Here is a 24,094-nt window from a genome sequence, read left to right as displayed (position 1 = left end):
CTGTGACTTATTCCAGCGTCACGCCATAGTCCTCGGCAAGCCAGTCAAGCACATACTGCTTGGCTTCAGCAGGCACGGAGATCGCCGCCTCATAAGCGCCCTGGCCGGCGGCGCGGGTCAACTGCGGATAGACGCCCAGTGTAGCTTCGGCCATCTCCGCGAAGTCGTCACGAGCCGTCATTTCCTCAAAGGCCGTATAGTACATTTCGACCACCTCATCGGAGGCCGTGCCGGGCAAAAACACCATCTTCTGCGCCGCAAAGCCGGCAACGAAGAATGCTTTCCACGCATCCCAGGCAACGCCCGATGTTTCACACTCGGCCGTCGCTTCGCAGACTTCCTTGAAGCTCGGAAGGTCAGGGAAGGTCGGATCGCGAACGATATTGCCGGCATCATCGAGAGCGCCAAACGTAAATGCCGGAACGGCAAGGCCTTGCTCGATGAGCGGCTCTACGTTCTGGATGTAGGCCGAGGAAGTCTGATAATCGATGTTGGCTTCGCCACGCTCGAACATCAGCCGTCCGTCACCGCGCCCTTCGACACCGAACACCGGCTCGACATCGAGCCCGAGCATCTTGAACGAGAGCAGCGGCACAAGGTCGAGCGTCGTCGCGCCCTGCGAGCCATAGATAAAGAACTCGTCCTGCAAATCGTCGAAATCGCCATCGAAGCGCGCGCCCAGATCGGGCGGCAGATAGACGACGCCACCGGTGCCCGAGGCAAGGACCGGCTGCCAGTCGCGATATTCGTAACGCACGCGCGGATCACCCAGCAGATAGGGGAACTGAGTCGAGCCCGAAGAGCCGAAGATCAGCGTGCCGTCATCGGTTGTCTGCTCCTGGAACCAGTTCGCGCCGGCCGTCGAGCCCGCGCCCGGCCGATATCGAACGACAGTTGTGGGATTGCCCGGTAAATGCTCGCGCAAAAGCGGAGCAAAGAAGTTGGCCCATGCGGCAGAACCACCCGATTCCGAGAACGGGATCACGAATTCGACGGTCTTTCCCGAAAGATCCTGGGCGGCTGCGGGCATGGCGATTGTGGCCATCAGACCAATCGCAAGAGCGCCCAAGGCCCGGCGGCCCATTGTATGTGCTTTCATGTCTTCCTCCCGGTGCCCTGCATGGATGCGGGCACTTATGGATTTGAAATTCTGCACATCCAAGGCTGCGCCCTGAATGACAGATCCACCCTCCTCGGCGGACGACACCAGATTGCCACGTGCTAATGTATTATAGAATTTCTTTCATCTCATAGGTCGATGAATATTATTCATCTACCGATGGCATAGGCCTGCATCAGCCGGGGCGTTGCAGCGCCCCTGAAAATTCCGCCGCTGTCCTGGCTCACAGCGGTCAGACGTCCCGCCGCCCACGGCGCTGAAACCTCGATATTGTGGCCCTTGCTTCTCAGGACACCAATCGTCTCTTCGCTGAAAGCCGGTTCGACCAGAAGGTGCCCGGGCTTGAACTGGCGCGGATAAAATGAGGCCTGCAGGTGCCCGGTGTGGAACAGCGGCGCATCGATTGCTTCCTGCAAATTCATGTCGTGATCGGCCAGCCGCAGGAAAAAGCTCAATTGCCATTGGTCCTGCTGGTCTCCTCCGGGTGTGCCGAACGCCAGTCGCCGCCCATCGGGGCTCAGCGCCATGGATGGGGTCAGCGTGGTGCGGGGCCGTCGCCCGGGCGCCAGGGACGTTGGGAGCCCTTCGGTAAGCCAGAACATCTGCGCTCGGCTGTTAAGCGGCATGCCCAATCCGGGAATGACCGGCGAGGATTGCAGCCAGCCGCCCGAAGGCGTCGCTGAAATCATGTTGCCCCAGCGGTCGACGATATCGAAGTGAACGGTATCTCCGCGCCGGGATGTAAGGTGGGCCATGGTCGGCTCGCCAATACCGGGCCCATCCCCGACGATTGCGGCCATGCCGCTGCGCTCGATCGCGGCCCGCGCCAACCCTTCATAACCATCGATGGTTCCGGGTCGCATGTCGTGAGAAGCCGTAGTGCCGATCATTTCACGCCTCTGCGCCGCATAATCTTTCGACAGCAGAGTGGACAACGGAATATCGAAATGATCCGGGTCGCCGTAATAGGCTTCCCGGTCCGCAAAGGCCAGCTTGAGCGCTTCTGTAACCCAATGGACGAACTCGGGTCCGCGCGGATCGGCATCGGCAATACCTGTGCCCTCGAGCATGTTGAGCGCCTGAAGCAGCACCGGTCCCTGTGTCCACGGCCCGCACTTCCAGAGCGACCATTGCCCGTAGGACCCGGCAATCGCCGGTTCGAAACCGGCCCGCCAGCCGGCCATGTCCTGAGCCGACAGCACGCCCCTGCGCCGCTCGCCGGTCGCATCCATCACGCAGGCATCGCCGAGATAGGTCTGGATCGCCTCGGCCACGAACCCGCGGTAAAAACAGTCCCGCGCGGCCTCGATCCGTTCGTTCCGATCGGCAATCGCTGCCGTTTCCTTTAACAGACGGGTCCATGTACGGGCGAGATCGGGGTTGGCAAAACGCTCGCCTGCCCTTGGTGCCGATCCGCCTTTCAGCCAGACTTGCGCCGAGCTTGGCCATTCATCGCTAAAGAAATCAGCAAGGCCCGAAATGGAACTGGCGACCTGCGGCAACATTGGATGGCCGTTTTCGGCATAGCCAATCGCCGGGACAAGAACGTCTTCGAGCCCCATCGTGCCGTGGTCGCGCAAAATGAGCATCAACGCATCGAACGCTCCGGGGATGACCGTCGCCAGCAGCCCCGAACCCGGAACCAGTTCGAGCCCCTCGGACCGATAATGCGCAATGGTCGCGCCCGCAGGGGCCGTGCCCTGTCCGCAAACAGCGGTCGGTGCCTCCTCTCCCCGCGGCCAGATCATGCCCACCAGGTCGCCCAGCGGACCGTTCAGATGCGGTTCGACCACATTGAGCACGAACGCCGTGGCGACCGCAGCATCATAGGCATTGCCGCCCTTTTCGAGAATCGACATGCCCGTGGCCGACGCGATCCAGTGCGTCGATGCCACCATGCCGAACGTTCCGGAAAGCTCGGGCCGGGTGGTAAAGCTCATCTTGTTTCCTCCGGCGCGGCCGGTCACGGCCATGGCCCGTTCCATGTGGGTGCCCTAGATAGAGCACGCGGCCCGATATCGGGTAAACCCCGCCCGCTCGACCCCGCAGGAATGGGTTTCAGATCTTGCCTAGAGCGGCAAGAACCTCATCGACCGAGTCGGTTTTGACCGGCAGATCGCCCAGAAGCTGTTCCCATTTCGCAGTGGCGCGCGCCATGTCGTCGGGAAGCCCCAGTTCGGCAACCATATTGGCCGCTTCCACCATCTCGGCCGCCCGCCGGCGTCCGTGGACCGTCATGCGGTCCATCGTATAGGCACGCTTTTTGTGCCAGTCGATCTCAGGATCGCTCGCTTCGAGCGAAGCGAGAACCTCATCTTCGACACCGCCAAGCCGCGCTGCAAGAAAGCACTCGGCGACAATGGCCTCCATGCCCTTTATCATCACCGAGCGGGTGAGCTTGATAGCCGATGCCTGTCCCACGCGCTCGCCCACCACGCGCGGCGCCATTCCCAGCTTCGCAAGGATCGCCGACGCGTGCTCGGCCTTCGGACCGGCTAGAAGGATCGGCGTCTTTTCCCTCTTGGGATAGACCGGGGCCATGACGGCCATGTCGATATAGTCGGTGCCGCTCGGCTCCAATGCGCTGGCGGCACGCGCCTTGGTCTGGGGCGAACATGAGTTACCGTCGATATAGAGCGTGCCGGGCCTGAGATATTGCGCCGTGTCTCTTGCCGCATCGAGTGCCCGGTCCGCGTAAACGAGGCTGACGACGATATCGGCCTCGGCATAGGCCTCCCGCGGCGTATCGCAACAGATGACCGAATTTTGTTGGCACCGGTCAACAATCGCCTGGCGCTCATCTGCCGAACCGATCTTTTCGTCAAAAGCGCGCAGCGAGTGCAGCGCGTCTCGGTTCCAGCCCGATGCAAAGGCCGTTGCCGCTTCGCCGAACCCCCGCAATGCGAGGGCCAATTTGCCATTGGTGTCGGTCATGCTTCCTCCAGACTGTGTTAGCTGGAACGGTGCTGCAATCGGGAGAAATTGCCAACAACTTATAGCCGTGGCTTATGAATTGGGTTTCATAATTGAACCTCGGGCCGGGCCGGTAACCACGGCTAACGCCCGGGCTGGTCCCCGAGCCTTTGCACACGTCTGAGTTGCGGGAACATGAGGGCCCAGACGGCCGAAATGCCGACGATGAAGGCGCCGCCCAGGGCAACCGCGGCGATCGGCCCAACCCACACCGCCATCACGCCGGCCCTGAAGGCGCCCAATTCGTTCGAAGCGCCGATGAACACCTGGTTGACGGCGTTGACCCGCCCGCGTACCGCATCCGGCGTCCAGACCTGGACCAGTATGGAGCGAATATTGACGCTGATCATGTCGAAACCGCCGACCAGCACCAGCATGGCAAAGGACAGCCAGAGAGACTGGGAAACTGCAAATATCCACGTGGCCAGGCCAAAACTGGCCACCGAAACGAACATGATAAGGCCTGCATGGTTGCGGATCGGGCGGGTCATCAGCACGATGCCCACGGCAATCGCGCCGATCGCCGGTCCGGCGCGCAACAGCCCCAGCCCCTCGGGCCCCACAGCCAGAATGTCGCGCGCATAGACCGGCAGCAGCGCCAGTGCGCCCCCGAAGAGCACGGCAAACAGATCGAGCGAAATCGCGCCCAGCAAAGGCTTGTTGTTCCAGATATAGCGAAATCCCGCACTGATGGTCTGCCAGCTCGCGGGCGCCCGGCCACTGGCGCTGTTGAGACGCGGAACGCCGATGAAGACCAGCGCCGAAGCCACAATGAGCAGGCCAATTGTCGCACCATAGGCATATTCGGGCCCGATGGCATAAAGCAGTCCCCCGGCGACCGGGCCACAGATCGTTGCAAACTGATTGCCGGTGGAATTGGCCGCTATGGCGTTGGGCAGATGCGCAGGCGGAACGAGATTGGGTACGATCGATTGTCGCGCCGGATTGTAAAAGGCGCGCGCCACGCCAAACAGCGCAATGATGACAAAGATCGGCAGCGGAGACGCAAGGCCAAGCAACGCGGCCAGCAGCAACAGCGTAGCAACGATCGCTTCGGCAGCAATGCACACGCCCATGATCGAGCGGCGCGAGAAGCGATCGGCCACTTGCCCTGTGACAAGCACCAGCAGCAGTGCCGGCATGAACTGCGACAACCCCACAATGCCCAGGTCCAGGGGATTGCGGGTCAGATCGTAGATATACCACCCCACGGCGACCGTCTGAATCTGCACGGCGAAGCCGTTAAGGATCAAGGCGAACCAGTAGAATCGGTAGCCTGGGCTGGAAAACGCCGCGAGCCGCCCCGCGGGCTCTCGGTCGGATGCAGTTACCACGACCGGCACGCTGATCTGTTGACGCCTTGGCTTTCTTCGTGGGATCGTTCGGTCGATCGCATTGTCCCTCTTTCGCTCTGCCGCCGCCTCTTGTTCATGGTGTCATTAGCTGGACCATGCAGCGCAGCCAATAGCCAGATTCAATATCTCATAGAGCGCATTGCTATAGCATCGTCATCGCTCTGCTAGGCTAATCAATGGTCGTCCCCGGTTTGGATGGCAATTACGTATAGCATAAAGTTATATCTAGGGCTTAGAAATCAATTTGTGATAGCCGGGCCACCTCGCCTACGGTGCCGGCATATTTGGCCCTCGATCCAGCCAGTGGAGTCAGGTTTTTTGTCTGAGCCTTGTTACGATATCGCCCATTTGGGTCACGTTGAACTTCTGAGCAATCGCTTCGAGGAGAGCTTCGATTTTTTCACGCGGGTTTATGGTCTCAAGGTAAGCGGTCGTGAGGGCGACAGCGTTTATCTTCGGGCCTGGGACGATTACGAATTCCATACGCTAAAGCTGACGCGCTCGGAGACGACGGGCATTGGCCATGTGGCCTATCGGGCGTCGTCCGAAGCGGCGCTGATGCGGCGGGTGAAAGCCATTGAGGCCAGCCGGTTCAAATCGATCGGCTGGGTGGACGGTGACCTCGGTCACGGCAAGGCGTTCCGGTTCGAGGATCCGTTCGGGCACGTCTTCGAGATCTATTGGGACACAAGGGTCTATGAGCCTGCACCCGAGGATGCCTCGGCGCTCAAGAATCTGGCCAGTCGCTATCATGGGCAGGGCTGCAGTCCGCGCCGGATCGATCACCTCAATCTTTTGGCAGAAGATGTCACCGAGTTCCGTGCGTTCATGGAGACATGCCTGGGCAGTCGCGTCACCGAGATGATCGCGCTCGACAATGGTCGGCTGGGCGGGTGCTGGTTCACCGTCAACAACAAGACCTATGACCTTGCCTGCACCGAGGAGCATGGTGGCGGGCAGGGCCGTTTCCATCACGTCACCTACGCCACCGATCAGCGCGAGGATGTTCTGCGCGCCGCCGATATCTTTCTCGAGAACGGCGTCCATATCGAAACCGGCCCCCACAAGCATGCCATCCAGGGCACCTTCTTCCTCTATGTCTGGGAGCCTGCGGGCAACCGGGTGGAACTGGCCAATGCCGGCGCCCGCCTGATCCTGGCGCCCGACTGGAAGCCCGTGGTCTGGACCGAAGCCGACCGCAAGAAGGGGCAGGCCTGGGGGCTTAAGACGATCGAAACCTTCCACACCCACGGCACGCCGCCCGTGGAGAAAAACAACTAGGAGCTCAACGCTCCAGGACATCAAGGACAGAAACACATGGCAAACAAGACAGCTCTTATCGTTTCAGCGCACTCGGCAGACTTTGTCTGGCGATGTGGTGGTGCCATCGCTCTGCACGCCTCGCTCGGCTATGACGTCACCGTCGTGTGCCTGTCCTACGGCGAGCGCGGCGAGAGCGCCAAGCTCTGGAAGCACGCGGACATGACCTTGGAAAAGGTCAAGACCGAGCGCCGCAAGGAAGCCGAAAACGCCGCCAAGGCGCTCGACGTCCACGACATCGAATTCTTCGATCTTGGCGACTATCCGCTGGAGATGACCCGCGAATCCAAGGATCGGCTTGTCGGTGTCATGCGCAAGGTGCAGCCATCCTTCATGATGACGCACTCCAAGTACGATCCCTACAACACCGACCACATGTATGTGTCGCAGTGGACCCTCGAATGTCGCGCCATCGCGCAGGCCTGGGGCCACAACCCGGGCGAGAAGATTCTCGGCGCGCCGCAGGTCTATCTGTTCGAGCCGCACCAGACCGAACAGATGGACTGGAAGCCCGACACCTTCCTCGACATCACCCCGGTGTGGGACAAGAAGTGGGCGGCCATCCAGTGCATGGAAGGCCAGGAGCACCTCTGGCACTATTACGAAAACGTTGCCCAGAACCGCGCCAACCATTTCGCCCGCAACTCGGGCGGACAGTCGGGCGGACGGGCGGCAAAATACGCCGAAGGCTTCCAGTCGATCTATCCTCGCACAGTGGATGAACTTTAATGGGTGTCGTCGTCCAGACCATCGAACGGGCCGATCCTGAAATCATCGCCGGTCTTGCTGAATGCGGCGTGGCCACCGTGCATGAAGCCCAGGGCCGCAAGGGGCTTCTTGCTGCCTATATGCGGCCCATCTATTCGGGCGCACGGCTGGCGGCATCGGCAGTAACCATCTCGGCCCCACCCTGCGACAACTGGATGGTCCATGTGGCCATCGAACAGCTCAAGGACGGCGACATTCTCGTCCTTGCGCCGACCTCGCCCTCCGATGCCGGCTATTTCGGCGATCTGCTGGCCACCTCGGCCCAGGCGCGCGGCTGCAAGGGCCTCATCATAGATGCCGGCGTGCGCGACGTGGCCGACCTCACGACCATGAAATTCCCTGTCTGGTCCAAGGCAATCTTTGCGCAAGGCACCGTCAAGGAAACCCTCGGCTCGGTCAATGTGCCCATCGTGTGCGCGGGCGAACTGGTCAATCCCGGCGATATCATTGTTGCCGATGATGACGGGGTCTGCGTTGTCCGCCGCGAGGAAGCCGCCGAAGTGCTCGAAGCGTCGCAGAAGCGCGTCGCCAATGAAGAGTCCAAGCGCAAGCGTCTGGCGGCGGGCGAACTCGGCCTCGACATCTACGGCATGCGCGAGCGGCTCGCCGAAAAGGGTTTGAAGTATGTCTGAAGCAACTCCAGGAAAAGTGCCCAGCGGTTTTCCGTCCGGAATTGCGACCAGTAAAGAGAGCGGCACACGCGCCATGTGGATGCGCGGCGGTACCTCAAAGGGCGGCTACTTCCTTGCGTCCGACCTGCCCTTGGACACCGCCGAACGCGATGCGTTGCTGCTCAGGATCATGGGCTCGCCCGATCCACGCCAGATCGACGGCATGGGGGGCGCCCACCCGCTGACCTCCAAGGTCGCCGTGGTCAAACCCTCGACACGCGAAGGGGTCGACGTCGACTATCTGTTCCTGCAGGTCTTTGTCGACAAGCCCATCGTCACTGACGGCCAGAATTGCGGCAATATCCTTGCCGGGGTCGGCCCGTTCGCCATCGAGCGCGGGCTGGTCGCGCCGCGCGACGGGGTCACCGACGTCCGGATCTTCATGGAAAACACCAGCCAGATCGCAACCGCCAGCGTCAAGACTCCCGGCGGCGTTGTCGATTACTCCGGCGAAGCCCGTATCGATGGCGTTCCGGGAACTTCGGCCCCCATGCCAATTGTTTTCGAGGACACGGCAGGTTCGACCTGTGGCGCGTTGCTGCCCACCGGCAACGCCGTGGACAGTGTCAATGGCATCGAAGTCACCATGATCGACAACGGCATGCCCTGCGTCATTCTCGATGTCGCCGATTTCGGCATCGCCGGCACCGAGTCTCCGGCTGAACTGGACGCCAACGAACCTCTAAAGGCGCGCCTTGAAGAGATCCGGCTCGCCGTTGGCCCGATGATGAATCTGGGCGATGTCTCGGCCAAATCGGTCCCCAAGATGACACTGGTCAGTCCCGCCCAAAACGGCGGTGCCATTTCCACACGCAGCTTCATCCCCCATAAATGCCACGAGGCGATCGGTGTTCTGGCTGCGGTCAGCGTTGCCAGCGCCTGCCTGTTGCCCCAGGGACCTGCGGCTCGATACGCCCAAATTGCCGAAGGACAGGAAAAATCCATGTCCGTCGAACACCCGACCGGCGAATTCACGGTCATCGCAAAGCTCGACCAGAACGGAGAGCTCCTCTCCGCAGGCGTCCTCAGAACAGCACGAAAACTTGCCGATGGCATGGTGTTCTAAAAACTAGCGGCTCTTGAACTCGGCCCGGATCAGATCGAGAAATTCGTTCTGTATCCGGGTTGGCTTCCAGTTGGCGCGTACGGTCAGCCCGATTGCGCGCCGGCTTTCCGCTATCCCCAGCGGCAAAGCGGTCATCAGTCCCTTGCCGATTTCACTTTCCGCCTGCAGCCGGGAGACAACGCCCAGATAAGGTCCCTTGTGCAGCAGTTCGCGCATCAGGATCATCGAGCTTGTCTCGACCAGCGTTGCCGGCAGCGATAGCCCCGATTTGAGAATATGGGCATCGAACTGGTCACGGGCGGGCGTGCCCGGGATTGCTACAACCCATGGAAATTCCATCGCCTGGGCGAAGTCGGGTGCTGCGCCCTGACTCAATGGATGCTGCGGCGCCGCGACAATCACCAGCTCGTCATTGAAGAGGTGCTCCTGTAAGATGTCATCGACCGGCGCCGGAGACCGCAAGGCCCCGAACAGCAAGTCGATTTCCGCCCGCCGCAGTCCTGCAAGCAGCGTCTCATAGGGCCCTTCGACAATTCTGAAATGCACCTGCGGGTGCATGGTTTGAAAATCTGCGATGGTTCCGGGCAGGACGTAGGAGCGCGAAAGCGGCATGCCACCGATGGTGATCGAAAGCGTGCCCTGTCCGATCGCCTCGGCAATCTCCATCTCGGCTTGCGCCAGTTCGGCAAACGCCAGTTGCGCCGCCTGGGCCAGCATTTGGCCCGACCGCGTGGGGATCGAGCCGAACTGGGTGCGCTGAAACAGCACGCGCCCAACCTCCTCCTCCAACTGGGTGATCGCCCGATGTATGGTCGGCTGCGCGATGCCTAGATTGCGCGCCGCTATGGAAAAATTTTCAGAATGAGCCATCTCGATCAGCGCCTTGAGACGGGCTGTGCTCGCCGTCAGCCTTGGCGCCGTGCCAAGAGCGCTCACTGCCCGGTCGAGCAGGTCCATAGCCCGCTCCACCCGCGAGGCGAGAATGCGGCCGGTGGCATTGACGAAAACGCCGTTCAGGTTGCGGTCGAACAGCGGGCTGCCGAAATGGGTTTCGAGCTTCTTGAGCGCCTGGGTCACCGCCGGCTGGGAAATATTGCATATCTGTGCGGCCTTTGTGACCGAACCCGTCTGGGCAACGGCAAGCACAAGACGCAAATGGCGCAGATTGAGCGTGTATGGTGCCATATTTCTCCGGTCGCCGACCATGAAGGTGTTGAAGGACAACAACTTTATGCCCCGCGACCGGGCGATAAGCCAGTAATTGTGTCACAACCGGAAAGAAAAGATTGGCAATGGCATCGCCCCTGGGCCGGGAAATCTTCTCGTTCACATGCCTGGGCTAGGTGATTTACGCCGAGCCCTGCGGACCCGGAGCGAACGAGATCACGCATCAAGGTAGCAAAAAGCTTGAAGCCGGGCACAGTCCCTATTGGTCGATGGTCACCCAACGCAGCATGAAGAAGTTGTCGGGGCGCTGGACCACCGAAATGCCGTTGCGGGCTGCCCAGACCAAAGGCTCCTCATAGAGCGGCACATAAGCGACCTCCTCCTGCAAGATGCCGGCGATTTCGTCGAGCATGTCCTGACGGGCCGCGGCATCGAGCTCGGACTGCACCAGGGGGAGCAGCTCGTCGACCCGCTCGTTGGAATAGCCGCCGAAATTCCAGGTTCCCAGCGTGTCGGTCGGGGTGTGCGCCAGAAAGCGGATGGGGTGCTCGGCATCGAAAGTGCCGGGCGACCAGCCGAGCAGGAACATGTCATAATTGCCCTCGCGCAGCTCGGTCCAGTAGCCGGCAACCGGGATGGTTTCAAGCTGAGCCTCAAGGCCGATCTGGGCCAGCATGGAGACGATCGCCTGACAGACTTCGGCGTCGTTGAGGTAGCGGTCATTGGTGCATTTGAAATTGAAGCTGAACCCGTCAGCATACCCCGCCTCACTTAAGAGTCTGGTCGCCAGGTCAAGGTCATAGGCAGGCCGTGCGGCATGCTCCTCGGAATATCCCGAGAGCCCCGCCGGCTGAAGCTGGCTGGCCGGTTCGGCGAGCCCGTCCATGAGAACCTGATCGATCGCATCGACATCGATCGCATGGGCCACCGCCTCGCGCACCAGCACATTCTGAAACGGATTGCCCTCCACGGCGCCGTCCCCGCCATAAAGTGTTTCCTTGTCGTGACCGAACCCGACCATGATGACGCGGGCTTCGAGCCCTTCAAATACCGTAATCTCTTCACTGTCGCGCAGCCGGTCGACATCCTGCACGGGAACGGAGGTGAGCAGGTCGATTTCGCTCGACACCAGTGCGGCAATCGCGGTTGCGGCACTGGTGATGGGCGTAAAGATTGCCTCGGTGATATTGTGCTCGGGCGTGTCCCACCAATCGGGGTTTGGCGCCAGGGTTGTCCGCACGCCCGGCTCACGTGCCTCAAGCATGAACGGTCCGGTTCCGTTGGCCTCGAGCGTTGTTGCGGTCACCGCGTCCCGCGCCGGTTGGGCCGAGCCGTTGGCCTCGGTCCAGTCGCGGTCCATGATCATCCAGTTGGCAATGGAGTCGGGAAAGATCGGATTGGGCGCGCTAAGCACGATATCGACCGTAAGCTCGTCGACCACCCGCACTTCGGACACCGGCGCAAACCAGGACCGGACATCGGATTGCTCGGAAATGCCCCGCTCATAGGAAAACAGCACATCATCGGCCGTGAACGCCGATCCGTCGTGGAAGGTCACACCCTCGCGCAAATTGAACCGCCAGCCGTCCTCGTTTTCGAGCGGCTCCCAACTGGTGGCCAGCGAGGGCTCGAGCGTCATGTCCTTGCCGCGCCGGATGAGTCCTTCGTAAATATTGTTGAGAAACGAGGTCACTGGCGCCAGATTGGCCGCGTGCGGGTCCATCGTCGATGGATCGGTCGTCGCCGACCATCGGAGCGTCTCGCCATGAGCGGCCCCAGCCATGGCTGTCGTCGCCAACAAGATGCCTGCAATCCGGTAAAGCCCGCGCATTCTCATTCTCCTCGCAACGTTCAGGTCAAGCAGCGTGCCGGAGTTTGGCAGGCAGGGCAACTGCCCTATCGCGATTGTTACGTCCCACCGGGGTGGGGTAACGCGGCGGCCCACGGCCGCCACGCTCACGCTCATGATTTGAGATTCGAAAAGAAGGCGGCGACCTCTCCAGCCCAAACCTCGGGCACCTCCATCGCGGCAAAGTGGCCGCCGGTGTCCAGTTCAGTCCAGCGCACGATGGTGTTGCCGGTCTCGCCATAGCGGCGGATGGCGACCTCGTCGCGGCCGAAGATCGCAACACCGGTCGGCACGCCGGAATTGGGCTTGGGCGACCAGGCTTCAGGGTCGTGGGCGTTCTCGTAGTAGAGCCGGATCGACGAGGCAGCCGTTCCCGTGAACCAGTAGATCAGCACATTGGTGAGGAATTTGTCCTGCTCCACAGCGTCGGGGCTGTCGCCGAACCCGGCGAACATGTCGCCAAGCCAGGCGATCAGCCCGGCCGGTGAGTCGGTGATGCCATAGGCCACTGTCTGCGGCCGGCTCGATTGCAGGGCGTTGAAACCGAAACGTTCCGCCATGAACTGTTGCAGGCGCTGCAACCGCGTCTTTTCCGCATCGCTGAAGGTCGCGATTTCGCTCGGTTCGATCGGGCCCATGGGAATAAAGCCCATGGTCGCCGCATTGACGTGAACCCCGGTAACCCGCTCGGGCGCGGCGCGGGCGATGGTCGGCGCGATTACCGCTCCCGCGTCCCCGCCCTGGACACCGAACCGCTCATAGTCGAGCCGTGTCATCAGCTCGAGCAGCGCGTTGGCAATGCGCCCGTCGTTCCAGCCCGCGTCCCGCGTCGGTCCCGAAAAGCCAAAGCCCGGCAGCGAGGGAATGACAAGATCAAAACCGGCCGCCGTAAGCGGCGCGATGGCATCGAGAAATTCAACGAACGAGCCCGGCCAGCCATGCAGCAACAGGAGAGGCGTGGCTTCGGGCTGACCCGATTTGACGTGGAGGAAATGGATGGTCTGGCCATCGATCTCGGTCATAAATTGTGGATGGCGGTTAATGGCCGCTTCCTGTTTGCGCCAGTCGAAACCGTTGAGCAGGCGCTCGACCATGCGGCCGACAAATTCGCCCGTCGGACCGTAGCTCCAGCCCCCGCCGACTATCTCGTTGGCGAAATTGGTGTTGGCCAGCCGCTGGCGCAAATCGGCCAGCTTGCTTTCCGGAATGGCAATCTCAAAGGGGGTGATATCGGTCATCTTCTGCGTCCTTGCTGGGTTGAAAGTGCACCCTTTCTAACCAGCGCATCGACGCAGCGATTGAAGATTTCCGACAGATTAGAGAGTGGCGACCTGCCTTGGGGTCTGGCCCATGATCGCCTTGAGCGAGCGGATCATATGGGGCTGGTCGGCATAGCCCAGGGCAAAGGCGACGTCCGCGGCGGGGCGTCCCTGCTGCAGCAGGGCCAGCGCCTTCTGGGCCCGTTCGATCTGGGTAAAGGCCTTGTAGGTAAGCCCCGTGGTTTTCAGAAAATGCCGCTGCATCGTGCGCTCCGACATCGCCATCGGGTGCCCCGATACGACGGACGCCACCACGATGTTGTCCTCGACAATACCGCCTCGAACCAGCTTGTCCACGAACCGATCCACTGTGTCGAAGGTGGGGATTTCCAGCACATCCGTCCCCAACCAGAAACGGCCCTGGCCGGCGTCTGGGAGGACCACGCCCTCGTCCCGCATCCGCTCGCCCGGCATCAGCGACATATAGCTGGAAGGCTTGAAGGCAATGGAGAGGATTTCATCACCGGCAGAGAAACTGTGCGTAACGGCCGTCGTGGTAAGGCCGGTGCGCAGCACCAGAACGCCTGCCGCGGTCTTCATCATCACGAAGTCCCAGCGGCCATCGGGCCGCATCAATGTGCTGCCGTCTTCTTCGAATGTGGTGTGGGTCACCGACTCCACGACCGGAGACGTCCACCCTTCCAATTTCACGACGCGATGCATGCCGCCAGCCCGATTTCGCTGCGGCAACTCTGACACGATCAGCAATTTATGCAATCGGCAAACAAGGGCGGACCGGACTTTACGTCCGGCCCGCACCCTTCAACGCTTACGGCTAGAGTGTTTGGCCAAGCCATGCGGTGGTCTTGTCGATGACCTGCTGGCCAATTTCGGGCTGGTCGCTGAAAACGCCGAGCATGTGGTCCGCTCCCGGTATCACCACCGCATCGGTTCGCCCCGCCGCAAGGCTCAAATACTGGTCGAAATAGTTCACAGCAGGGTCGGCGGCGCCGGCAATGGTGAGGAATGACCCGGCATAGCCTGCGAAGCGATCCGCCAGGTCGTGCCGGGCAAGGCTCTCGAAAAAGGACTGCTTGAGAGAGATTGTCCGCCACCCCAGATCGGCGCTGGCGACGCCATCGGCCGCCGCTCTGTCATAGAACTCCTGTCCCAGAAATTCGTGGAATTCGGTCTGCAGATCGCCCATCTGACCCCAGACGACAACCGTCTTGAAATCGTCGGGCTCCAGCATTGCCACGGCCGCGCCGAAGCTGTAGCCGATCACTCCGAGACGGGCGCCATCCACGCCCTCGACGCCCGCAAGGAAGGTACGGGCGGTTGCCGCGTCGGCAATCAATCCCTCAAGCGTGGTGTCGGCCATCTCGCCCTCACTCTCGCCATATCCGCGAAAATCGATGCGCAGCGAGGCGATGCCCTTGGCAGCGAGATCTGCCGCCTGCACGGCAAACAGTCCGCCGACTTCGTCACGCGAGCTGCCAAAGCCGTGCAGCACGACAACCGCAGCGCCGCTCGCGCCACTGTCGGGAACGGCAAGCGTCCCCCTGATCCCGTTGGGCAGGTCGACCACCGTTTCGGCCCCGAGGGAAACGCTCGAGAGCAGACCCAATGCGAGCGTGGCGGCAACTCTTTTCGCTGAAACAGACATCAAAATTCTCCTTGTTGGTAAAGGGCCGGAGTTGATGTCGTCGGTTATAGATCTCGCGCCGTGCCCACGATTGAAGAAATCCGACAATCGGCTGCCCTTGGGCGGGGTGCGGCCAGCACATTCGGCCCGGGCAAGTCTGGCCGTTCCGGCCGTTCGGTCAGGGCGGAAATTCGATGCAGACCAAAGTGAATTTTTTTTACTTGCAAAAAAATGCAAGCAAAATTATATAGCCAATAACCGACCTATCACACACTGAACTCTGCAGGACACCCATATGAGTACCAAACCCGAAGTCACCGGTTTTTTCGAGCCTCGCACCTGGTCCATCCAGTACGTTGTGGCGGATCCCGAAACCGGGAAATGCGCCATCATCGACCCGGTGCTCGACTATGACGAAAAGTCCGGCACCACCGGGACCGAGCAGGCCGACAAGATTCTGGCCTTCATTGCCGAGCGTAGCTATGAGCTCGAGTGGATTCTCGACACACATCCTCACGCCGACCATTTCTCGGCGGCCAGCTACATCAAGGAAAAGACCGGCGCCCCCACTGCAATCGGCGAGCGGGTGACCGATGTGCAAAGGCTCTGGAAGGGCATCTACAACTGGCCTGATTTCCGCGACGACGGATCCCAATGGGACAAGCTGTTCGCCGATGGCGAAACCTTCAAGCTCGGCAACATCCCGGCTCGCGTCATGTTTTCGCCCGGCCACACGCTGGCATCGATCACCTACGTCATCGGCGACGCTGCCTTTGTGCATGACACCTTGTTCATGCCAGACAGCGGCACCGCGCGCGCCGATTTCCCGGGCGGAGATGCAAGGGTTCTGTGGAATTCGATTCAGGCCATTCTGGCACTTCCCGACGAGACCCGCATCTTTACCGGCCACGACTACCAGCCGGGTGGTCGCGAACCGCGGTGGGAAACGACCGTGGCCGAGCAAAAGGCAAAAAACATCCACATGTCCAAATTCAAGACAGTGGACGACTTCGTCGCGGCGCGTGAGGCGCGCGACAAGACCCTGCCGATGCCCAAGCTGATCCTGCACGCGCTCCAGATAAACACCAACGGGGGGCGCTTGCCCGAGCCCGAAGACAACGGCAGACGCTACCTCAAGATTCCGCTCAACGTTCTCCATGAGACAGCATGGTAGCCCAATGACCCAGAACGCCGAACTGTCGGCCGAAACGCGCACCATCAAGTCCAGGGTCGATGAAGCATCGAGCTTTCTCAAAAAGCTCGCCAATCGTGACCGGCTGCTTGTTGTCTGCGCATTGGCCGAGGGTGAGCGCAGCGTGCGCGAACTCGAGGACCTGCTCGATATCCGTCAGCCCGGTCTGTCCCAGCAGTTGGCCGAGCTGCGCACCGCCGGCATGATTGCCGGTCGCAAGCAAGGCAAGGCCGTCTACTACCATATCGCTGACCCCAAGGTCCGCGCAGTGATCGGCACCATGTACGAACTCTTCTGCGCGCCCGCCGGCCAGTAACACGAAATCAGCAAACCCTTGGGCGGCCCGTCCGTCCCCATCATCGGGTTTGCGAAAGGGATCTCCATTGACTGAATTTACCCCATTCCTCTCGCTCGCCGGCGGCGCCCTCATCGGGCTGGCCTCGGTGCTACTCATGGCCTTCCACGGCCGAATTGCCGGCATGACCGGTATCCTTTCGGCCGTTGTGCCACCGGTTTCGCCCGACTGGGCATGGCGCGCCACTTTCCTTCTTGGCGCTATCGCCGCGCCGGCGATGATCACCGCCCTTTGGGGGAATGTGATCGATTTCCAGAGCGCTATTCCCATGCCCTGGCTCATTGGGGGCGGGGTGATTGTCGGCATCGGCGTTTACTTCGGGTCGGGTTGCACCTCCGGCCATGGTGTGTGCGGCATCGCCCGCCTCTCGCCGCGCTCTCTGGTTGCAACCGGCGTCTTCATGGCCGCAACGGCCGCAACCGTCTTTGTTGTCCGCCACGTCCTCGGAGGTCTTTGATGCAAAAGCCACTGTTCGCAGCCCTTATCGGTCTCATTTTCGGCGCCGGCATCGCCATCTCGGGCATGGCCAATCCGGCCAAGGTGCTCAATTTCTTCGATTTTTTCGGCACCTGGGATCCCTCGCTGGCCTTTGTTATGGGCGGCGCGCTGATCGTGACCGCCTTGGGCTACCGCCTGGTGCTCAAGCGTCGGGCCCCGCTTTTTGACCGCACCTTCCATCTGCCCACCTCCCGGCGCGTCGATCTGCCCTTGCTGGCCGGATCGGCGGTCTTCGGGATCGGATGGGGCATAACCGGGTTCTGCCCCGGCGGCGCCATTCCGGCTCTTGGACTGGGTGAGCTCGACGCGGCGGTTTTCGTTGCCGCCATGATCGGGGGAATAGCCCTGGCGCGCTCCGCCCGTCATGCTCTCGCCACGCGCCTTGGCGCCCAGAGCGCCTGATCTTTCACTCAACCTGATAACTGAGGTGACACCAATGAACATCAACAGGATCGACGACCGGTTCGCAACCACCGGCCAGATCACCCCCACCGATATGGCCGAGATCGCAAGGCTTGGCTTTTCCGGCATCGTTTGCGCACGCCCCGATGACGAAGAGCGCGGCCAGCCCGCGTTCGACGAGGTTGCAAAAGCGGCCGAACAGCACGGGCTGCACATCGTCCACATTCCGGTTTCGGGCATGCTGGGCGAGGGGCAGATCATCCGCTTCCATGAAGCGATGGCCCAAATCGACGGACCCGTCCTCGGGTATTGCCGGTCGGGTGCCCGCGCCGGTAGCCTTTACGCCACCCTCAAGCGCTAGGAGCCGCTTCGGTGCTTGCCCGATATATTCCCATCCTCGACTGGGGCCGGCACTATAACCGGGATCGGTTTGGCCGTGACGCCGTCGCGGCGATAATCGTCACGATCATGCTGATCCCGCAATCGCTGGCGTATGCCCTCCTTGCCGGGCTGCCACCGGAGGTTGGACTCTATGCGTCCATCCTGCCGCTGATTGCCTACGCGATCTTTGGGTCGTCCACCTCGCTTGCGGTGGGGCCCGTGGCTGTTGTTTCCCTCATGACAGCGGCCGCGGTCGGGCGGCTTGCGGCCGAAGGCACCGCCGATTATGCCAGCGCGGCCATCGTGCTGGCATTGCTCTCGGGGGGCATGCTGGTTGTTCTGGGCCTGTTCAAGCTCGGCTTTCTCGCCAACTTTCTGTCCCATCCCGTGATCGCGGGCTTTATTTCAGCCTCGGGAATCATCATCGCCACGAGCCAATTGGGCGCTCTGCTGGGCATTTCCAGCCACGGCCACGCCATGCCCGAGCTCGTTACTTCCCTTTGGGTCCATATCGATCAGATCAATCTCTACACCCTCGCGGTCGGCGCGGCCTCGCTCGTGGCGCTGGTCTGGATCAGAACCGGGTTGAAAAGCCAACTCCTGGCAATCGGCGTGTCGCCGGCCGCAGCGATTTTTGCCGTTCGGGCAGGGCCCGTCGCCGTGGTCCTTGTCGCAATCGCCGCCTCAGCCATCTTCGGGTTGGGGGACAAGGGCGTGGCGCTGGTCGGCGATGTGCCGCAGGGCCTGCCCATGCTCTCCTTGCCCAATCTCAGCCTCGATCTGGTTCTCGCCCTTGCCGGCCCCGCTTTCATCATCACCGTTGTGGGATTCGTGGAGTCGATTTCGGTCGCCCAGACGCTGGCCGCAAAAAAGCGCGAACGGATCGATCCCGACCAGGAATTGATTGGGCTCGGCGCCGCCAATATCGCCGCTGCTATCGGCTCGGGCTATCCGGTGACCGGGGGCTTTGCCCGATCGGTGGTCAACCACGATGCCGGCGCCGCAACACCCGCCGCCGGGGCCTTCACCGCCGTCGGAATAGCCATCGCCACTATCGTGCTCACGCCTTTCCTGGCGTTGTTGCCCAAGGCCGTTCTGGCCGCAACGATCATTGTCGCGGTGCTTTCCCTGGTTGATCTCTCGATCCTGAAAAAGGCGCTCAACTACGCCCGCGCCGATTTTGCGGCCGTTGCGATCACCCTCGGGGTGACACTGGTCGCAGGCGTCGAGCCGGGCATCTCATCGGGCATCATCGCCTCTATCGCGATCTTTCTTTATCGCACCTCCAGGCCGCATACGGCCGTGGTTGGCCGCGTTCCCGGCACCGAGCATTTCCGCAACGTGTTGCGCCATGAGGTGGAAGTGGCCCCCCATATCCTGTCTCTGCGCGTGGACGAAAGTCTCTATTTCGCCAATGCCCGGTTCCTCGAAGACCGCATTGCCGGTCTGGTTGCGGAGCAGCCCGGGATCAGGCACGTGGTTCTCATGTGCCCTGCGATAAACGCCATCGACATGTCAGCGCTCGAAAGCCTCGAAGCCATCAACATGCGGCTGGCTGACCAGGGGATCGACCTTCACCTGTCCGAGGTCAAGGGGCCGGTCATGGACAGGCTCAGGCACACCGACTTTCTCGAGCGCCTGAGCGGCAAAGTGTTTCTCAGCCAGCATCAGGCCATCGCCGAACTGGAATAATGGAAATCCCGGCTGGCGAGTGGACCGCTCCGGAAGCGGTCAGGGCTCCGCCCCATCGGCAAGAAGATGGTTCGCGCAGTCTGCATCGGTGATCACGACATTGACGTGCCCGGCGGCAACGACCGCACGCATGATGGCGTGCTTGTGCTGTCCGCCCGAGGCGACGATGCGGGTAGGGATCTTCCTGAAATCGTCGAGCTCGGGTGACATGACCTGATGGTTGAGCGGGTGGTCGATCTGCCGCCCTTCGCCGTCGACATAGCGGCCAATGACATCGCCCACGGCTCCGGCGCTCACCAGATCGTGGGGTGTTACCCCTTCGGGCAGTCCGTAGCGGACCTGAAGCGACTTGTCCGACACGTCGCCGACGCTGACCAGTCCAACATCGGCATTGCAGATCGCCTCGAGCGCCTTGCGAAAGCTGCTCTGGGCAACGATTGCCTCGCGGGCTTCGGCGCTGTCCATATAGATCGGGGCGACCAGATAATTGCCGCTGGCCCCGAAACGCTCGGCAAAACTGCGCACGATCTCAAAGGTGTTGATCTCGGTGCCGTGGGTCAGCCCGCCCATTATCGAATAGACTTCCAGGCGTTCGAAATTCTGCGGCCGGGCCGACATTATGGTCTCGCGCAGAGTCGTGCCCCAACCCAGGCCGATGGCGTGCGGTTTGCGTGCACTGATCAGCCGCGTGAGATAGTCGGCCGTCGCCTTGCCCAGCACCTTGTGCGCGAGCGCCGGATCCGAGGGGGTGGGCACAACCACCGCTGCCTCGAGCCCGAACCTGTTGCACAGCCGCGATTCGAGTTCGGCACACAGGCTGAGTGGGGAGTTGAAATGCACCGAAACCAGCCCAGTTTCATGGGCTTGCGCCAGCATTTCGTTGACCCGTCTGCGCGTCAGGTTCAGCCGCTCGCCGATGCCGGCCTGGGTCATGCCCTCGACATGATAGTACCACGCGGCCTGAACCATGAGGTCCTCGCTCTCGTCCTGCATCGTCATCCCTCATTGTTACATATGTCACGCGACCGTAACATATGTAACGTAACGGTATCGAGCGACCGCAAGGCGGCATGAGTTCAATTGCCGCGAACGGCGAGAAATTCAACCCGTTTCATTCAGAAACGGATCGAAACAAGGACGAGGACGATGAACACGATTTTCAGGGGCGCCGCTCTGACGGCCCTCGCGGGATCGCTTGCCGTTATGGCGCTGCCCGCTCTGGCCCAGGACAAGACGACCATCGAATGGTGGTACGCCAATGGCGGCCGCATCGAAGAGGCCATTCAGGAAATGATTGCCGACTTCAACACCAGTCAGGACGATTATGAAGTCGTCGGTGTTCGCAAGGGCAATTACGAAGAAACCTTCGCCGCCATGATTGCAGCCTATCGCGTCGGCCAGCATCCCACCATCATCCAGGCCACGGAACGCAGCTTCCTCACGATGCTCTTTTCGGATGCCGCGGTTCCGGTGAACCAGCTGATGGCCGAGCAGGGCTATGACACCGACTGGAGCGATTTTATTGCCCCTGTCGCCGATTTCTACGTGGTCGATGGCGCGCCAGCCGCCCTGCCGTTCAACTCCTCGACCGGCATCATGTGGTTCAATGCCGATCATTTCGAGGCAGCCGGGTTCGACAAGCCGGCCGAAACCTGGGACGAATTCGAACAGCAGCTCTACGCGATAAAGGACCAGGGCATCTCCGAATGCGGAATGGTGCTGAACTCAGACTTCCCCTGGAGCCTGCTCGAAGGCTACTCGACCATCAACGACTATCCCTTCGGGACGCAAGCCAATGGCTTTGACGGGCTTGGCACCGAATATGTCTACAACACAACCCCGGTGGTCCAGCAGGTCGAGCGTCTCAAGCGCTGGATCGATGACGGCATCATCCAGCTCTCGGGCAATGGCATGTCGCCCGCCCAGCTGTTCAATTCGGGCACGTGTTCGACCTGGTCGGCCTCAACGGCCTCCCATGCCGGCGTCGAGGCCGAGGCCCAGTTCAACTGGAGCGCCACCCTTCAGCCCCACGAGGCTGGCGTCGAACCCCACAATTCCAACATTGGCGGCGCGGCCCTCTGGGTTCTCCAGGGCAAGGCCGACGAGGAATACGCCGCGGCTGCCGCCTTCATCGACTTCGTTGCCCAGCCCGAAACCCAGGCCTGGTGGAGCGAACAGACCGGCTATATCCCGGTCACCAACGCAGCCTACGAGCTGATGGCCGAGCAGGGCTTCTTCGAGGAGCATCCGACCCGCGAAATTGCGCTGCTTCAGCTCACCCGTCACGAGCCGACCGAAAACTCGCGCGGCATGCGATTTGGCAATTCCAACCAGTGGTGGGCCGTGCTGCTCGAGGAACTCGAAGCGGTCTGGACCGATCAGAAATCCGCGCAGGAGGCCTTGGACAGCTCGGTTGCCCGTGGCAACGAAATCCTGCGCCAGTTCGAGCAGCTCCATGCCGGCAGCTGACGTTCTCGTCCCCGCAGGGGTGCCGAAAGGCACCCCTCTCTTCGATGGCCGTCGCCTGTTTGAAAGGCTCACGCGGTCCAGCGAAGACGGCCTCAAGCGCGCGCATTTCAAGAACCACTGGATCGCTGCGGCGCTGCTCTCGCCGCAACTGATCATCCTCTTGTTCTTCTTTTTCATTCCCTCCTGGAAAGCGCTCTCGCTCGCTTTCGTCCAGGTCGACCCGTTCGGCGGGAAATCGCTGTTTGTCGGCTGGCGCAACTTTACCGAGCTGTTCGCAAGCGAGTCCTACCGCAACAGCGCATGGCTGACCTTCTGGTTCACCATCGTCCAGAACATCGCGACGCTGGCATTGGCCGGGGCACTGGCTTTCGCCACCGACCACATCATTCGCGGCCGCTTCGCCTATCGCAGCATCCTGTTGCTGCCCTACGCCATTGCGCCGGTGATCTCGGGCGCCATCTGGGCTTATCTGTTCAACCCCACTGTCGGCCCGGTCGCCATGGGTATCCACGCCATGGGCCTGCCCTGGGATCCGAACCTGCGCTCGGGCGACGCGCTTATCCTGATTACCATTTCGGCGGTCTGGAAGCACATCTGCTACGATTACATATTCCTCGTGGCCGCCATGCTGGCCGTGCCGCAATCCCTGCGTGAGGCAGCCGCCATCGACGGCGCCGGCCAGCTCAAGCGGTTCTTCACGATCTCGCTGCCCCTCATCACGCCCACGATCATGTACCTGTTCATCATCAACATGGTCTATGGGCTCTTCGACACCTTTCCGATCATTGATGCGGTGACCAGCGGCGGGCCTGCCGGCTCGACCACAACGCTGGTCTACAAGGTCTATCAGGACGGCTTCGTCATGCTCAATCTGGGCTCGTCCGCCGCCCAGTCGGTTATCCTGATGATCCTCGCGGTCACCTTCACCGTGCTCCAGTTCCGCGCCATGGACCGCAAGGTCAACTATCAGGTTTAGCCATGATCGAGCGTAGTCCCGTCCTCACTATCGTCTGCCACGTCATCCTGATCGTCGGGGCGATCATCGTTTGCGCGCCGCTCTATTTCGCCTTCGTGGCCGGCTCGCACACCGGGCAGGCCATCCAGCAGGTCCCCATGCCGATGGTGCCCGGCGAGATGTTTTTCGAGAACCTGGCGATCGCATGGGAAACCGCCGATTTCGGGCAGTCCTTTATCAACACGCTCATCGTTACCACCGGCATCGTGGTGGGCAAGATCGTCCTGTCGATCCTTGCTGGCTTTGCCATCACCTATTTTCGGTTTCCCTTCCGGCTGACCGCCTTCTGGCTGATCTTCATGTCGCTCATGCTGCCGGTCGAGGTGCGCATCCTGCCAACCTATGAATCGGTGGCCGACGTGGCCGGGCCGATCCGCTGGTTGATGGACACAACCGGCATCTCGTTTCTGATCGAAATGCTCACCGGATACACCGTCGATGCACGCTTTAACTGGAACCTGGTCAACACCTATCCGGGCCTGACGCTGCCGCTCATCGCGTCGGCAACGGCGGTGTTCCTGTTCCGGCAATTTTTCATGACCGTGCCCGAAGATCTGTGCGAGGCCGCCAAGCTCGACGGCACCACGCCCATGAAATTCCTGCGCGATATCCTGCTGCCTCTTTCGCTCCCCAACATCGCCGCGCTGGCCATCATCCTCTTTGTCTATGGCTGGAACCAGTATCTCTGGCCCCTGCTGTTCACGACGCAAAAGGACATGATGACCGTCATCATCGCGCTCAAGGGCCTGATGCCCGGACCAAGCGATCCGGCAGCCTGGTGGAGCTACGCCATGGCGGCTTCCTTTGTCGTGATGCTTCCGCCCACCGTCGTCATTCTCGTTCTCCAGCGCTGGTTCGCCAGAGGGCTGGTGGATTCGGGCAAATAACTTCAACCCA

23 protein-coding genes are annotated in these 24,094 nt (G+C 61.3%); 13 read left to right on the top strand and 10 right to left on the bottom strand.

Translation table 11 applies throughout. From position 1 onward, the window contains the following. Window positions 1-7: 7 nt before the first annotated feature. From OF122_RS18505 to OF122_RS18490, 4 genes are all read right to left on the bottom strand, one after another. Window positions 8-1,099, bottom strand: coding sequence for a tricarboxylate transporter (locus OF122_RS18505; protein ID WP_264225645.1), 1,092 nt, complete (start codon window positions 1,097-1,099; stop codon window positions 8-10). Between the two features lie 170 nt (window positions 1,100-1,269). Next, entirely contained in the window at window positions 1,270-3,105 is a 1,836-nt protein-coding gene (locus OF122_RS18500; RefSeq protein ID WP_456299648.1) for a gamma-glutamyltransferase family protein, read from the bottom strand. Between the two features lie 73 nt (window positions 3,106-3,178). Continuing rightward, window positions 3,179-4,054: an NAD(P)-dependent oxidoreductase gene (locus tag OF122_RS18495; RefSeq protein ID WP_264225644.1), complete on the bottom strand. Its 876-nt coding sequence runs from the start codon at window positions 4,052-4,054 to the stop codon at window positions 3,179-3,181. Between the two features lie 122 nt (window positions 4,055-4,176). After that, complete coding sequence (locus tag OF122_RS18490; protein WP_264225643.1) at window positions 4,177-5,436, bottom strand: MFS transporter; 1,260 nt, start codon at window positions 5,434-5,436, stop codon at window positions 4,177-4,179. Between the two features lie 330 nt (window positions 5,437-5,766). Between OF122_RS18490 and OF122_RS18485 the strand changes: the two genes are divergently transcribed. From OF122_RS18485 to OF122_RS18470, 4 genes are all read left to right on the top strand, one after another. Further along, on the top strand, window positions 5,767-6,729 hold the full coding sequence (locus OF122_RS18485; RefSeq protein ID WP_264225642.1) for a VOC family protein: 963 nt from the start codon (window positions 5,767-5,769) through the stop codon (window positions 6,727-6,729). A gap of 36 nt (window positions 6,730-6,765) precedes the next feature. Next, complete coding sequence (locus tag OF122_RS18480) at window positions 6,766-7,497, top strand: PIG-L deacetylase family protein (protein ID WP_264225641.1); 732 nt, start codon at window positions 6,766-6,768, stop codon at window positions 7,495-7,497. Next, a complete protein-coding gene (locus OF122_RS18475) occupies window positions 7,497-8,168 on the top strand; it encodes a 4-carboxy-4-hydroxy-2-oxoadipate aldolase/oxaloacetate decarboxylase (protein WP_264225640.1) in 672 nt (223 codons plus the stop codon). Before OF122_RS18480 ends, OF122_RS18475 begins: the two co-directional genes overlap by 1 nt. Before the next feature lie 73 nt (window positions 8,169-8,241). Then, window positions 8,242-9,273 carry a 4-oxalomesaconate tautomerase gene (locus OF122_RS18470; protein WP_264227706.1) on the top strand — a complete coding sequence of 344 codons (1,032 nt, stop codon included), beginning with the start codon at window positions 8,242-8,244 and terminating at the stop codon, window positions 9,271-9,273. 3 nt (window positions 9,274-9,276) lie between these two features. On the opposite strand, the gene OF122_RS18465 is transcribed toward OF122_RS18470, so the two are convergent. The 5 genes from OF122_RS18465 to OF122_RS18445 form a co-directional block, all read right to left on the bottom strand. Beyond that, entirely contained in the window at window positions 9,277-10,458 is a 1,182-nt protein-coding gene (locus OF122_RS18465; RefSeq protein ID WP_319019378.1) for a LysR family transcriptional regulator, read from the bottom strand. Between the two features lie 241 nt (window positions 10,459-10,699). After that, window positions 10,700-12,271 carry an ABC transporter substrate-binding protein gene (locus OF122_RS18460; protein ID WP_264225639.1) on the bottom strand — a complete coding sequence of 524 codons (1,572 nt, stop codon included), beginning with the start codon at window positions 12,269-12,271 and terminating at the stop codon, window positions 10,700-10,702. Between the two features lie 131 nt (window positions 12,272-12,402). After that, window positions 12,403-13,527, bottom strand: a complete 1,125-nt coding sequence (locus OF122_RS18455; RefSeq protein ID WP_264225638.1) for an epoxide hydrolase family protein — start codon at window positions 13,525-13,527, stop codon at window positions 12,403-12,405. Window positions 13,528-13,605: 78 nt separating this feature from the next. Then, on the bottom strand, window positions 13,606-14,271 hold the full coding sequence (locus tag OF122_RS18450) for a helix-turn-helix domain-containing protein (RefSeq protein ID WP_264225637.1): 666 nt from the start codon (window positions 14,269-14,271) through the stop codon (window positions 13,606-13,608). Between the two features lie 112 nt (window positions 14,272-14,383). Then, entirely contained in the window at window positions 14,384-15,214 is an 831-nt protein-coding gene (locus OF122_RS18445) for an alpha/beta hydrolase family protein (protein ID WP_264225636.1), read from the bottom strand. 274 nt (window positions 15,215-15,488) lie between these two features. Here OF122_RS18445 and OF122_RS18440 point away from each other — a divergent pair, with 274 nt between their 5' ends. The 6 genes from OF122_RS18440 to OF122_RS18415 all read left to right on the top strand — a co-directional run bounded on the left by OF122_RS18440 (window position 15,489) and on the right by OF122_RS18415 (window position 19,713). Further along, complete coding sequence (locus tag OF122_RS18440) at window positions 15,489-16,367, top strand: MBL fold metallo-hydrolase (RefSeq protein ID WP_264225635.1); 879 nt, start codon at window positions 15,489-15,491, stop codon at window positions 16,365-16,367. 4 nt (window positions 16,368-16,371) lie between these two features. Next, a complete protein-coding gene (locus tag OF122_RS18435) occupies window positions 16,372-16,701 on the top strand; it encodes an ArsR/SmtB family transcription factor (protein ID WP_264225634.1) in 330 nt (109 codons plus the stop codon). Between the two features lie 67 nt (window positions 16,702-16,768). Continuing rightward, a complete protein-coding gene (locus tag OF122_RS18430) occupies window positions 16,769-17,197 on the top strand; it encodes a YeeE/YedE family protein (RefSeq protein ID WP_264225633.1) in 429 nt (142 codons plus the stop codon). Next, window positions 17,197-17,640 carry a DUF6691 family protein gene (locus OF122_RS18425; protein WP_264225632.1) on the top strand — a complete coding sequence of 148 codons (444 nt, stop codon included), beginning with the start codon at window positions 17,197-17,199 and terminating at the stop codon, window positions 17,638-17,640. The genes OF122_RS18430 and OF122_RS18425 overlap by 1 nt, the downstream gene beginning before the upstream one ends. A 34-nt stretch (window positions 17,641-17,674) precedes the next feature. Continuing rightward, the gene (locus OF122_RS18420) at window positions 17,675-18,001 is read left to right on the top strand and encodes a TIGR01244 family sulfur transferase (RefSeq protein WP_264225631.1); all 327 of its coding nucleotides are present in this window, start codon (window positions 17,675-17,677) and stop codon (window positions 17,999-18,001) included. An 11-nt stretch (window positions 18,002-18,012) separates the two neighbouring features. Next, entirely contained in the window at window positions 18,013-19,713 is a 1,701-nt protein-coding gene (locus tag OF122_RS18415) for a SulP family inorganic anion transporter (protein WP_264225630.1), read from the top strand. Between the two features lie 39 nt (window positions 19,714-19,752). On the opposite strand, the gene OF122_RS18410 is transcribed toward OF122_RS18415, so the two are convergent. Beyond that, entirely contained in the window at window positions 19,753-20,706 is a 954-nt protein-coding gene (locus OF122_RS18410; RefSeq protein WP_264225629.1) for a sugar-binding transcriptional regulator, read from the bottom strand. Between the two features lie 153 nt (window positions 20,707-20,859). Between OF122_RS18410 and OF122_RS18405 the strand changes: the two genes are divergently transcribed. Genes OF122_RS18405 through OF122_RS18395 form a run of 3 tightly spaced genes read left to right on the top strand, consistent with a single transcriptional unit; the run spans window position 20,860 to window position 24,084 of the window. Next, window positions 20,860-22,182: an extracellular solute-binding protein gene (locus tag OF122_RS18405; protein ID WP_408636267.1), complete on the top strand. Its 1,323-nt coding sequence runs from the start codon at window positions 20,860-20,862 to the stop codon at window positions 22,180-22,182. Continuing rightward, window positions 22,169-23,158: an ABC transporter permease subunit gene (locus OF122_RS18400; RefSeq protein WP_264225628.1), complete on the top strand. Its 990-nt coding sequence runs from the start codon at window positions 22,169-22,171 to the stop codon at window positions 23,156-23,158. Before OF122_RS18405 ends, OF122_RS18400 begins: the two co-directional genes overlap by 14 nt. 2 nt (window positions 23,159-23,160) lie before the next feature. After that, window positions 23,161-24,084 carry an ABC transporter permease subunit gene (locus OF122_RS18395; RefSeq protein WP_264225627.1) on the top strand — a complete coding sequence of 308 codons (924 nt, stop codon included), beginning with the start codon at window positions 23,161-23,163 and terminating at the stop codon, window positions 24,082-24,084. Window positions 24,085-24,094 lie beyond the last annotated feature (10 nt).

Source organism: Pelagibacterium flavum, assembly GCF_025854335.1.
Lineage (GTDB): Bacteria > Pseudomonadota > Alphaproteobacteria > Rhizobiales > Devosiaceae > Pelagibacterium > Pelagibacterium flavum.
The sequence above is the reverse complement of the archived record's forward strand: the minus strand, read 5'-3'. Positions and strand labels throughout refer to the sequence as shown.